Annotated in this window: 11 protein-coding genes; 4 read left to right on the top strand and 7 right to left on the bottom strand. The window is 53.3% G+C overall.

From position 1 onward, the window contains the following. Positions 1 to 615 precede the first annotated feature (615 nt). The 3 genes from hda to ACIGCM_RS13205 all read right to left on the bottom strand — a co-directional run bounded on the left by hda (position 616) and on the right by ACIGCM_RS13205 (position 3,600). Positions 616 to 1,320 (bottom strand): DnaA regulatory inactivator Hda, encoded by a 705-nt coding sequence (hda, locus tag ACIGCM_RS13195; RefSeq protein ID WP_397502512.1) that lies wholly within the window; start codon positions 1,318 to 1,320, stop codon positions 616 to 618. After that, complete coding sequence (locus ACIGCM_RS13200) at positions 1,317 to 2,411, bottom strand: AI-2E family transporter (protein WP_397502513.1); 1,095 nt, start codon at positions 2,409 to 2,411, stop codon at positions 1,317 to 1,319. The genes hda and ACIGCM_RS13200 overlap by 4 nt, the downstream gene beginning before the upstream one ends. A gap of 94 nt (positions 2,412 to 2,505) precedes the next feature. Then, positions 2,506 to 3,600, bottom strand: coding sequence for a DUF2066 domain-containing protein (locus ACIGCM_RS13205; RefSeq protein ID WP_397502514.1), 1,095 nt, complete (start codon positions 3,598 to 3,600; stop codon positions 2,506 to 2,508). Positions 3,601 to 3,797: 197 nt separating this feature from the next. Here ACIGCM_RS13205 and purM point away from each other — a divergent pair, with 197 nt between their 5' ends. From purM to ACIGCM_RS13220, 3 genes are read left to right on the top strand one after another with little or no spacing between them, the layout of a single operon-like run. Continuing rightward, positions 3,798 to 4,856, top strand: a complete 1,059-nt coding sequence (gene purM / locus ACIGCM_RS13210) for a phosphoribosylformylglycinamidine cyclo-ligase (protein WP_397502515.1) — start codon at positions 3,798 to 3,800, stop codon at positions 4,854 to 4,856. Continuing rightward, positions 4,856 to 5,503 carry a phosphoribosylglycinamide formyltransferase gene (gene purN / locus ACIGCM_RS13215; protein ID WP_397502516.1) on the top strand — a complete coding sequence of 216 codons (648 nt, stop codon included), beginning with the start codon at positions 4,856 to 4,858 and terminating at the stop codon, positions 5,501 to 5,503. Before purM ends, purN begins: the two co-directional genes overlap by 1 nt. Before the next feature lie 8 nt (positions 5,504 to 5,511). Next, entirely contained in the window at positions 5,512 to 6,222 is a 711-nt protein-coding gene (locus tag ACIGCM_RS13220; protein ID WP_397502517.1) for a DUF3108 domain-containing protein, read from the top strand. A 52-nt stretch (positions 6,223 to 6,274) separates the two neighbouring features. Here the strand turns inward: ACIGCM_RS13220 and ACIGCM_RS13225 are convergent, their stop codons facing one another. Further along, a complete protein-coding gene (locus ACIGCM_RS13225; protein WP_397502518.1) occupies positions 6,275 to 7,612 on the bottom strand; it encodes a Wzz/FepE/Etk N-terminal domain-containing protein in 1,338 nt (445 codons plus the stop codon). A gap of 201 nt (positions 7,613 to 7,813) precedes the next feature. On the opposite strand from ACIGCM_RS13225, the gene ACIGCM_RS13230 reads away from it, so the two are divergent. Then, positions 7,814 to 8,098 (top strand): Rho-binding antiterminator, encoded by a 285-nt coding sequence (locus tag ACIGCM_RS13230; RefSeq protein WP_397502519.1) that lies wholly within the window; start codon positions 7,814 to 7,816, stop codon positions 8,096 to 8,098. A 62-nt stretch (positions 8,099 to 8,160) separates the two neighbouring features. Here the strand turns inward: ACIGCM_RS13230 and ACIGCM_RS13235 are convergent, their stop codons facing one another. The 3 genes from ACIGCM_RS13235 to relA all read right to left on the bottom strand — a co-directional run bounded on the left by ACIGCM_RS13235 (position 8,161) and on the right by relA (position 11,931). Then, complete coding sequence (locus tag ACIGCM_RS13235; RefSeq protein WP_397502520.1) at positions 8,161 to 8,700, bottom strand: DUF2058 domain-containing protein; 540 nt, start codon at positions 8,698 to 8,700, stop codon at positions 8,161 to 8,163. Between the two features lie 144 nt (positions 8,701 to 8,844). After that, complete coding sequence (mazG, locus tag ACIGCM_RS13240) at positions 8,845 to 9,678, bottom strand: nucleoside triphosphate pyrophosphohydrolase (protein ID WP_397502521.1); 834 nt, start codon at positions 9,676 to 9,678, stop codon at positions 8,845 to 8,847. Between the two features lie 6 nt (positions 9,679 to 9,684). Continuing rightward, positions 9,685 to 11,931 (bottom strand): GTP diphosphokinase, encoded by a 2,247-nt coding sequence (relA, locus tag ACIGCM_RS13245; RefSeq protein WP_397502522.1) that lies wholly within the window; start codon positions 11,929 to 11,931, stop codon positions 9,685 to 9,687. Positions 11,932 to 12,108 lie beyond the last annotated feature (177 nt).

Below are 12,108 nucleotides of genomic sequence, written 5' to 3' on the forward strand. Positions count from 1 at the left end.
AAACCCAAAATCTGACTTTTAAGCGCAGCGAGCGTAGGTCAGACAAGGCGAAGGACTGCCTGAAACGCGGAGCTTACTCCTGTAAGTGAGCATTTTCGGGTAGCCCTTCAACGCAGTATCACCAAGCGCAGCCGCTTAATCAGCTTTGTGCTTTTAACCCAATACCTAAAACCAAAATCTGGCTTTTAAGCGCAGCGAGCGCAGGTCAGACAAGGCGAAGGACTGCCTGAAACGCGGAGCTTACTCCTGTAAGTGAGCATTTTCAGGTAGTCCTTCAACGCAGTATCACCATCAGCCTTGTGCTTTTAACCCAATACCCAAAACCCAAAATCTGACTTTTAAGCGCAGCGAGCGTAGGTCAGACAAGGCGAAGGACTGCCTGAAACGCGGAGCTTACTCCTGTAAGTGAGCATTTTCGGGTAGCCCTTCAACGCAGTATCACCATCAGCTTTGTGCTTTTAACCCAAAACCCAAAATCTGACTTTTAAGCGTAGCGAGCGCAGGTCAGACAAGGCGAAGGACTGCCTGAAACGCGGAGCTTACTCTTGTAAGTGAGCATTTTCAGGTAGTCCTTCAACGCAGTATCACCAAGCGCAGCCGCTTAAAAGCAGATTTTTACCAACCGAGGGTTTCCTTGAGAAAGGGTATGGTCAACTTACGCTGAGCTTGCAGCGACGCTTGATCCAACTGCTCAAGCAGATCAAACAGTGCATTCATGCTGCGCTCGCCCCGCGTCAGAATAAACCGCCCCACCTCTTCACTCATGTGCAGACCACGGCGTGAGGCACGCAATTGCAGCGCGCGCAATTTATCTTCGTCAGACAACCCCTGTAGCTGAAAAACCAAGGCCAGTGTCAGGCGTGATTTCAAGTCTGGCAGCTTGATTTTCAACTCTCGCGGCGAGGTATTGGCAGACAGCAACAACTTGCGGCCACTGTCTCGCAACCGATTAAACAGATGAAACAGCGCCTCTTCCCAAACTGGCTGACCAGCCACTGTTTCCAGATCATCGAGGCACACCAACTCGCAGCGCTCTAGGTTATCAAGCAAGGCAATACCGTGAATGGCAACGTCCGCCAATGGCAAATACACCGCCAACTCATCGCGCTGCTCAAACTTAAGACAAGCCGCCTGCATCAAGTGACTGCGCCCTACGCCGTGGGCACCCCACAGATAAATCAGGCTCTCGGTCCAGCCTGCATCGGCTTCACACAAGCGCTCGACATAGCCCAGCGCCGCAGCATTGGCACCGGGGTAAAAGTTGGCAAACGTGGCGTCATCTCGCAGACGCACACCTAAGGGCAATTGAATCGGTTTCATACGGGGTTTTGCGGCTCTTCAAAAGCGCTGGCTGGAGATTCTCCATAAAGTGTGGAAAGTTTATAGAAATCATGAGCATGACGCAGCAAAACCATGATCACAGCTGCAACGGGGAGTGCCAGAAGAATCCCGGAGAAACCAAATAGCTGCCCGCCGGCCATGATTGCGAAGATCACCGCGACTGGATGCAAGCCGATACGGTCACCTACCAGCAATGGGGTTAGGAGCATGCCTTCAAGCATTTGCCCCACAATAAATACCGCAGCAATGGCCATCAGTGGGTAGGGTTCAAGTCCGAATTGAAATAATCCTGCAATCAATGCCGACGAAATACCGACGAATACCCCCAGATACGGGACGATACTGGCCAAACCAGCGAACACACCGATCAACAGGCCGAGTTCAAGCCCGATGAGCATCAGCCCGGTGGCGTACATAACGCCAAGCGCCAACATCACCAACAACTGCCCACGCATAAAGGCACCGATAACTTCGTGGCATTCCCCCATCAATCTTACGATGGTGCCTTCATGCTGGCGCGGCAACATTAGGCGGACTTTTGCCACCATCAAGTCCCAGTCGCGCATCAGATAAAAGCTAACCACCGGAATCAACAGTAAGTTCGCCACCAAGCCAACCAAGACCATGCCTGAGGCGGTGACCTTTTTCACAACCACCCCGACGATGTCAGTGGTTTTGCCGAGGTTGTCAGAGAGCGCGCCCTTGAGCTGGTCAAGCCGCCAGAAATTGTCATTCAAGCCAAACTTTGCCTGCACCCAAGGCAAGGCAATGTGCTGTGTCCAGTCGATCATCTTTGGCGCTAACTCGTACAAGCGCACCAGTTGTTTGCCGAGCAGCGGGACTAAAACCACCAATAAAATGGTCAAGACCAAGCTGAAAACAGCGAAGACAATGATCACGCCCCAGGTTCGTGAAATCCTCATCCGCTCTAGGCGATCCACCAATGGATCACCCATGTAGGCAAGCACGATTGCAACGATGAAAGGTGACAGCATCGGCCCAAGCAGATAGAGCAGCCATGCCAGCAGTGCGAAACCTGCAATCCAATACCAGCGCGGCAGAGCCTTCATCCTAAATCCTCAGGTAATCATTGTATGGGGTACAGACAAAACAACCGCTGAAACAGTCAGCGGTTGTTGAGCAAGAGAGGTAACGGCTCAACGCTTACCAGCGAAACCGCAACACATTGGCGCGTGGCACATTACTTTGAGGCGCTGGAGCCTGTGGCGCAGCACCCTCTGCTGCGGTCTCCGGTGCGTTGGTCCCTGGCGTCGCAGGTGTGTCGTCCTGGGCTGCAGGCTCAGGATCTGCGGTGGCCGGTATCTCTTGCAGATCCGCAAGTGCTAATTGAGAGCGCAACTGTTCTGCGTTGGCTTTGACTTTAAACACCAAGCGCCCGTTGTCGACTTTGCTAAAGCTGGAGTCGAACGGCTCAAGTATGCGCTGAATCTCAGCGTACCGGGCCAAGCTGGCCCCTTCGATTTCAAGGGTCAGATCGGTCGAAGAACCTGCCGCCGCAACGAAGCGCTTAGCCAGCAACTCACTCACCGCTAGCATCACCGAATCAGCCACTGCTGCTTGATCATCGCCTTGCGCGCTACCTTTGAAATCATCGTTACCGACCCAAAGACGCCAATCCGCAGTCCACTTGCCTTCAGCTTCATGGGCCTGCACAGCCAGCAGCGCATCAGCTGAGTAACGCTCAGACGCACTGCGCAACTCATCTGGCGACTCGGCGCTTAGGTTTTCGGCAGTACCGACCAGTTGCTCACTGAGATCAGCCAAGGGCAGACGCAAGGGCAACCCACGGTGTTGTGCTGCACGATTCAAAGGTTCAGCACTGGCAAGCCCGTCGCCGACCAAACTGGTACCACTGACGTCCTCGTTCAGCCACCAAGTCATGACTGCTGGGCGATTGGCGCTCCAAATCGGCAGGCCCGCCTGGCGCAGCGCACGATCAACACTTGAAGGGTCAAAATTGACCACAATGCTGTCACTTTCAAATCCATACTGAGTAACAATTTGTTGCGGATCTTTATAAATCTCGGCCAAATCTGGATTTTTTGATCCATCGGCCTTGCCGGTCAGACGCATAACCAGCGTATCCAGGGCACGACCTAACTCAGTATTGCGCTGATCAGGCTGCTGGCTAGCACCCGCCTCACGCACTTCATAGAGGTCAGAAACCGTGGCCGCCAGGCTCGGCAAGCTATACAGCAGGGGTAATGACAGGGCGAGCATACGAGCGATCAGGCGCATTAATTAGGTTCTCGACGGGCTGGGAGCGGTTAAAACGCTTCATTAAACAGGCTATACCTTAAACAGCCGCTCGTCCCCCGGCAACCATAGCGCTTCGTGGGTGGTCGCTGCCTGGCAAGCCTGATAAAATCGCGCGCCTCGCAGCCCGGCCCATACAATGCCGGTACACATCCGAATTTTCCTAAAGGCCTGGATCTATGAGCAAGCAACCCTCCATCAGCTACAAGGACGCAGGTGTAGACATCGACGCAGGTGAAGCCCTAGTTGAACGCATCAAGGGTGTCGCCAAGCGCACCGCTCGTCCGGAAGTCATGGGTGGCTTGGGCGGCTTTGGCGCGCTTTGCGAAATACCTGCTGGCTACAAACAGCCTGTATTGGTTTCGGGCACCGATGGTGTCGGCACCAAACTGCGTTTGGCATTAAACCTCAACAAGCATGACAGCATTGGTCAAGACCTTGTCGCCATGTGCGTTAATGACTTGATCGTTTGCGGTGCTGAGCCACTGTTCTTCCTTGATTACTATGCCACCGGCAAACTCAATGTTGATGTTGCCACCCAAGTGGTAACCGGCATTGGCGCAGGCTGCGAACTGGCTGGTTGCTCGCTGGTCGGCGGAGAAACCGCTGAAATGCCAGGTATGTACGAAGGCGAAGACTACGACCTCGCAGGCTTCTGTGTCGGTGTCGTGGAGAAAGCTGAAATCATCGACGGCAGCAAAGTCTGCGCCGGTGATGCGCTAATCGCCCTGCCGTCTTCTGGCCCACACTCAAACGGTTACTCACTGATCCGCAAGATCATTGAAGTCTCGGGTGCCGATATCGAAAACACTCAACTTGAAGACAAGCCCCTCACCGACTTGCTGATGGCACCAACGCGCATCTACGTTAAGCCATTGCTCAAGCTGATCAAAGACACCGGGGCGGTTAAAGCCATGGCGCACATTACCGGTGGCGGCCTGCTCGACAATATTCCACGGGTTCTGCCAAAAGGCGCTCAGGCCATTGTTGATGTCGCCAGCTGGAAGCGCCCTGCCGTGTTCGATTGGCTACAAGCTCAGGGCAATGTTGAAGAAACCGAAATGCACCGCGTTCTGAACTGTGGCGTTGGCATGGTTATTTGTGTTGCTCAGGATCAAGTAGAAACAACTCTGAACAATCTGACTGCCTCAGGCGAACAGCCTTGGGTGATCGGCCAGATTGCCGATGCTGCAGAAAATGCTGAGCCGGTCGTGCTTAACAACCTGAAAAGTCATTAATGGCGATGCCTTGCAATGTAGTTGTGTTGCTTTCAGGTTCTGGAAGCAACTTACAAGCGCTGATCGACAGCCTCGACTCAAGCAGTTCAGCCCGCATCTGCGCGGTGATTTCAAATCGCGCAGATGCCTATGGACTTGAGCGTGCCAAAGTCGCTGGCATTGCAACTGAGGTGCTGGACCACCGCCAGTATGAAAGCCGCGAGTCATTTGATAAGGCGTTAATGGAAAACATTGACGCCCATGCACCAGACCTCGTTGTGCTGGCGGGCTTTATGCGCATACTCAGTGCCGACTTTGTTCGGCACTATGCAGGACGACTGCTCAACATCCACCCTTCGCTGCTTCCTAAATACAAAGGCCTACAGACCCATCAGCGGGCTCTGGACGCTAAAGACAGCGAACATGGCTGTAGCGTGCACTTTGTTACAGAGGAACTCGACGGCGGACCATTGGTCGTACAAGCTGTAGTACCAGTAAATGCTGACGACTCAGCGGCGAGTCTGGCTGAACGGGTTCATCAACTAGAACACCAGATCTATCCGCTAGCAGTACATTGGTTTGCCGATCAACGCTTGCACCTTAGCTCGCAAGGCGCAATGCTTGATGGTAAGCCACTGGCAAGTACTGGCTATATTTTCCGAACTTAGGAGAGAACATGCGTCGCGCCTTACTGTTCGCACTTGCGCTAATCAGCGCACCCGTCTTTGCAGACGAGATCAAACCCTTTACCGCAAGCTACACCGCAGACTGGAAACAACTCCCTGTCAGCGGTTCAGCAGAACGCAACCTGACTGATTTAGGTGACGGCCGCTGGGAGTTAAACTTCGAAGCCTCAATGCTGGTTGCCAGCCTCACCGAAACCAGCACCTTTCGCATTGAAGACAATGCGTTTATGCCCCTGAGCTACAAATATGAGCGTGGTGGCTTAGGCAAAGGCAAATCAGTCGAGCAAGACTTTGATTGGTCGGCCAAGCAAGTCATCGGCGATGACCGTGGAAACGCTGTGCGTCTTCCACTGAACCGTGGCCTGCTGGATAAATCCACCTACCAGATGGTGTTGCAGCACGACGTAGCCGCTGGCAAGAAAAGCATGAGCTATCAAGTGGTTGATGGCGATGACATTGAAACCTATGACTTCCGCGTCTTGGGCGAAGAAGCCGTCACGACCAAGGTTGGTCAAATCGACGCGATCAAGGTCGAGCGGGTCCGCGACCCTACTCAAAGCAAACGCAAAACCACATTGTGGTTCGCCAAAAATTGGGATTACTTGCTGGTTGCTCTGAACCAGATCGAGAAAGACGGCAAGGAATACCAAATTATGCTGGAAGAAGGCACTGTAAACGGTAAGGCCGTTAAAGGCCGCTAATACAGAGGCGCATAAAAAAACCGAGCATTGCTCGGTTTTTTTATGTCCGCAATTAGCCTCTGAGCATCACAGCAGGGCTAGCTTGCTCAACGGGCACGGGGCTCAGCACCTTAAGCGGTACTGGCTGCATGCGTGTCATTACAGATTTGACCAAGGCCAGAAACACTCCAAGCATCAATCCCAATACCAGCCCCAAAACAACAATCAAAGCCTTTTTGGGCTTGATCGGTGAAAGTGGGCTAACAGCGGGTTGGTCAACATCAACCAAGTCCTGCAATAGCAATTCAGGCTTTAATGACTGCAAATAGGATGACTCTTCTTCCCACTTGGCTAGCTTGCTCAGGAACAGGTCATCGTTGTCGCGCTTGCGTAATGCTTCGACTTCTCGATTATGCCGCAGCATCCGCAACTGCTTCTCTATTTCGCCAACGTGTGCATCGGTAAAGTCATCGGAGGTACGCGCCCTTAGAGCCTTACGCTCAGCACCTAAAGCCTCAGTCCCCATAAAATACAGAGGAATTTGTTGATTCGTTACTTCGGTGCGAACCAGGTTATTTGAATTCTGCTGGCCAATCTCACGCAAAGATGAAGGTGTAGCGGGCTTATGTATGCCTAACTGTTCGGCAATCATCATTGCTTCTGTCAGTTGGGTAATACGATTTTGGCGGCGTAGCTTAAGCTGCTGACGCAGACCTGATAGCTCATCAAGGAGATCCGCCCGCTTGACGCTATCAGCCTCCAGCAATGAGGCGATTTTGGATTGCTTATCGGTTTCATAGCCAATACGTGCAGCGGAAATCTGGCTTTGCAGCTTATTCAGGCGATTAGCCACCAAGGTATTAACCTCAGCGCCAATACGGGTACGCTCTTGGTCGACCGCATAGGCGATTAATCCATTGACCACTGCCGGCCCATCAACACCCTCTGGATAGACAAAGCTCAAGCCCACATAGTTGGCCAAGGAATCAGACTTCTTGGCATCGGGCTTTAAAATAGTAAAGGCCGACGCATTTAATCGCTCGAAAGCCTGCTCTACAGGGATTCCGGGCTTTTCTAACGCCTGGAAAAGCTCAGGATTAGCTTGGAAGAAGGCATAGCGGGTTGAGTAAGACTCAAGTGAGATACCAATCCGCTTAAGCACCTGATCTCTATCAACTTTATACACGCCAGTAAGATTGAGTTGGTCGAAGCTTTTCAACGATGCTGGCTTGAGTACGCTTTGCGCTTGGTAGTAAGGCGTTGCCAACATGGCGTAGGCAGCAGCAACGATACCAACCAGCACCATAACTCCAGCGATTAACCAGCGCTGTTGCCACAGGCTTACAGCCAGGGCAATTAAATCAATTTCATCGTTCTTGGCTTGTGGATTATGACTCACATGAGCGTTCATTACGGCATCCATAAAATTGCTGAAAATTCCCTCTTCAAAGCCTTTCTAACACGTCTAGAATAGGCCTCAAACCTAGCAAAAGGCTGGTCGCCCCAGGCGGCGGGCGAAGATATCATTTAGCCATCATTTTGCCAACCCATTGATTTTCTTGAATAGCTCTATAAACCGGGCCATCCAGTCATCAATTCGGAGTTCTCAGCAATGCAGCCAACACCCTATCAACCACTTGCCTGCGACCTGTATGACGTCATAGAGGTCGCCTGCCTGCATCGTTACGATTTGGTCATCGAGCTAGTTGATGGCGGGATGCTAGAAGGACAAGCGCTGACCACTGAAACCAGCGCAGATAAACACGAATTTCTAATTATCAGAGTTGCAGACGAAAGAATCCGCTTGCGTCTGGACCACCTACAAGCGATTACTGCCGTGACCGAAGGCGCCCGCTTCAAACGCGTTGAACTGAACAGCCCGAAGCGTTCAAGCTAATCGCTGGAGCGAGCAGGCATAAAAAAGCCGAGAATTAACCCGGCTTTGGATAGTGCGCAGTATCACCACATCAAATCATCAGGCACTTGATAGGCCGCATAGGGATCATCAGCATCTGGCGCTTCGGTTGGGGTGTTGAGCAGCACCACACGGCGCGGATCACGCTCTTGAATCTTCAGCGCGGCTTCACGCGGAATCACTTCATAACTGCCGCCATGGCGCACAATTGCCAGCGAACCACTGCTTAGCTTGTTACGCATCAGATCGTTCACCGACAGACGCTTAACCTTCTTGTCGTCGACAAAATTGTAGTAGTCCTCAGTCGTCAGCTTAGGCAAGCGCGACGCTTCAATCAGCTGTTTAACCTGAGCCGTTTTAGCTTTTTGCTCAGCCTTCTCTTGCTGTTGGCGATTGAGCTCCTGGTCACGCGCAACTTTCTCAGCCTTCGCCTGTTGCGCTGCGAGCTGTTGCGAGTTGTCTTTCTCTACTTGGCCTTTGTGCTCCATGCGCTGCTGTTTTTGCTTTTGCTTACCAGCCTGTTTGGCCTGTTTCTCGTTAACCAACCCTGCCTTCAGTAGTTGGTCGCGTAGTGATAAAGCCATGAATTACCTATCCCAAACAGTATTCAACGACAGCAACCTCGATCTAGGCGTTGTTGCCATGTTTATTGATCCAATACAGCGGTGCTGCACTCAAACTAAAGGCGCAACCCAAACAACTTACCGCGCATATTGATGGCTTACGGCCTAGCAGCCAAGTGTTTGCTGCTTTTCCAGCTTCTTGGCTTCACCCCACAATGCATCGAGTGATTCCAGGTCGCACAGAGCAATGTCACGCCCGGAGGCTTTCAGCGCTTGCTCGATAAAGCGAAAACGCCGCTCAAATTTGCTGTTTGCTGCGCGCAGTGCCATTTCAGGATTGACCTTTAGATGCCGGGCCAGGTTAGTCACCACAAACAGCAGATCGCCGAGTTCTTCTGCGATTGCCTGCTCATCGTTTTCACTCATTGCCTCAAGGACTTCATCCAGCTCTTCGCGGACTTTATCAACAACCGGCAGTGCTTGCGGCCAGTCAAAGCCAACCTGCGCCGCACGCTTTTGCAGCTTTACTGCACGCGCCAGCGCCGGCAATGTGCTGGGCACATCGTCGAGCAGTGAAAGTTGCTCAGGTTGCTCGGCTTTGCCTGCACGCTCTTCAGTCTTGATCTCATCCCAGCGTTGTTTAACGGCAGCCTCATCCAGCTTGGGCAGTTCGGGCGCGCCGTACAGATCACCATCAGGAAACACGTGGGGATGACGACGTACCAGCTTGCGGGTAATAGAGTCGACCACCTCGGCAAAACCAAAGCGCCCCTCCTCCGCGGCTAGCTGGCTGTAATAAACAACCTGAAACAGCAAGTCACCCAATTCGCCGGGGAGCTCGTCAAAGTCGCCCCGCTCAATGACGTCAGCGACTTCATAAGCCTCTTCAAGTGTGTAGGGGATGATCGTCGCGTACGACTGCTGCAAGTCCCAAGGGCAACCATGCTGCGGATCCCGCAAGCGCGCCATAAGGTGTAGCAGGTCATTTAACTGGTACATAAACCCTCAGGACGTGCTGCGTAAACGGCGAGCTTCAATGATATTAGGCAATTGGGATATCCGCCCGAGCAAACGCCCAAGCGCTTCCAGGCCAGGAATCTCAATGGTAATCGACATGGTCGCAGTGTTGTCTTCCTTGTTCGACTGGGTATTGACCGCCAGCACATTAAGCTTCTCATTGAGCAATATCTGCGTGACATCGCGCAACAAGCCTGACCGGTCATAGGCACGAATAACCACATCGACTGGATAGGTTTGAACCGGCACCGGCCCCCAGCTGACCTGAATCATTCGCTCGGGCTCACGCCCAGCCAGCTGCAGCACTGCCGCGCAATCCTGACGGTGAATGCTCACGCCGCGGCCGAGGGTGATGTAGCCCACGATGGGGTCGCCCGGCAGTGGCTGGCAACAGCCCGCCATCTGCGTCAGCAGGTTGCCGACACCCTGAATCTGAATATCCCCCCGCTTGCCGGGCTTGAAGCCCAACGCTTTGCGGGGAATCAGCTCAAGCTGCTCGCTGTTACGCTCCGGCTCAATCAACTGCTGGGCTAGATTGACCACATGCGCCAAACGCACATCCGCTGCACCCAAGGCTGCGAACAGGTCTTCAGAGGACTTCAGGTTGGCCTTTTCAGCCAGCTTCTCAAAGTCAACGTGGGACAGTGCCAAGCGTCCCAGTTCACGTTCAAGCAAGCCCTTACCGGCAATAACGTTTTGATCCCGGTCTTGCAGCTTGAACCAATGGACGATTTTCGCCCGGGCACGGGAGGTGGTGATGTAACCCAAGTTAGAGTTCAGCCAGTCCCGGCTCGGCGTGCCTTGCTTACTGGTGATGATCTCGACCTGTTCACCGGTTTGCAGGCTGTAGCTGAGCGGCACAATACGGCCATTGACCTTGGCGCCACGGCAGTTGTGACCGATTTCGGTGTGAACCCGGTAGGCAAAGTCCAGCGGCGTTGAGTCTTTGGGCAAGTCAACCGCATGCCCGTCAGGGGTAAAGACATAGACGCGGTCAGGCTCGATATCGACGCGCAGTTGTTCCGCCAAGCCGCCAATATCACCCAGTTCCTCATGCCACTCGAGCACCTGACGCAGCCAGGAAATTTTTTCTTCGTAGTGATTCGAACCGGCCTTAACGTCGGTGCCTTTATAACGCCAATGAGCACAGACCCCCAGCTCGGCCTCTTCGTGCATGGCCGCGGTGCGTATCTGCACCTCGAGCACCTTACCTTCAGGACCCAGAACTGCTGTGTGCAGCGAGCGATAGCCGTTTTCCTTGGGGTTGGCGATGTAATCGTCAAACTCTTTGGGAATATGCCGCCACAGGGTGTGAACGATACCCAGCGCGGTGTAGCAATCGCGCATTTGCGGCACCAAAACCCGAACGGCGCGCACGTCATAAATCTGGCTGAATTGCAGGCCTTTGCGCTGCATTTTCCGCCAGATCGAATAAATGTGTTTGGCCCGCCCGCTGATGTCGGCCTCGATGCCCGTGGCTTCGAGTTCTGAACGCAGCTGATCCATCACTTCATTGATGTAGTGCTCACGATCAAGCCGACGCTCATGCAACAAGGTGGCAATCTGTTTGTATTGCTCAGGCTCAAGGTAGCGAAAGGACAAGTCTTCAAGCTCCCACTTGATATGACCGATGCCTAAACGGTGAGCCAGTGGCGCGTAAATATCGAAGACTTCGCGGGCAACCCGTTGGCGTTTCTCGTCATCTGCCAACTTCACGGCACGAATAGCGCAAGTACGCTCAGCCAGCTTGATCAGTGCTACGCGCACGTCATCAACCATGGCCACGAGCATTTTGCGCAGGTTATCGACCTGCGCCTGTGAGCCCAGCACTAAAGAGTCACGCGGGTTCATGCTGGCACTAATCGCAGCCATGCGCAGCACGCCTTCGATCAGCTTGGCGACCACAGGACCAAAGCGCTGATGCACAGCAGCCAGTTCGACGGTGCCCTCGCGAACACCGCGATACAGTACCGCAGCCACTAAAGAATCTTGATCAAGTTTGAGGTCGGCCAGAATCTCAGCGATCTCCAGGCCTACGCGGAAACTGGAGGCACCTTCACTCCAAAGATTCTGCGCTGCATTAGCTTGCTGCTCGGCCTCACGGGCGAACTCGCACGCGCCACGCAATGCATCACGATCCAGTGCAGGATCAACACCCAGCACATGATCCAGCCAGGCCTCAAGGTTGATGCTGCCGTCATCGTTGATCGGCTGATGCGCTCTCACCTGAACCATTTTGCATACCTTCCCTACGAAGCGCGCTTTGCGCTACGAAACTACGCCAACCCTCGAACTGAGCCGGTCGGTTTAACTGCTGTTAGGCGCAAATCCTTCACACCCCTGCATGGGCAAACCAGAACTACTCAGTTTAGAGCAGTGGCTACGGTCCTGATCTACCACCTTCGAACTACA

Source organism: Pseudomonas sp. NPDC078700 (genome assembly GCF_044542375.1).
Classification (GTDB): Bacteria; Pseudomonadota; Gammaproteobacteria; order Pseudomonadales; family Pseudomonadaceae; genus Aquipseudomonas.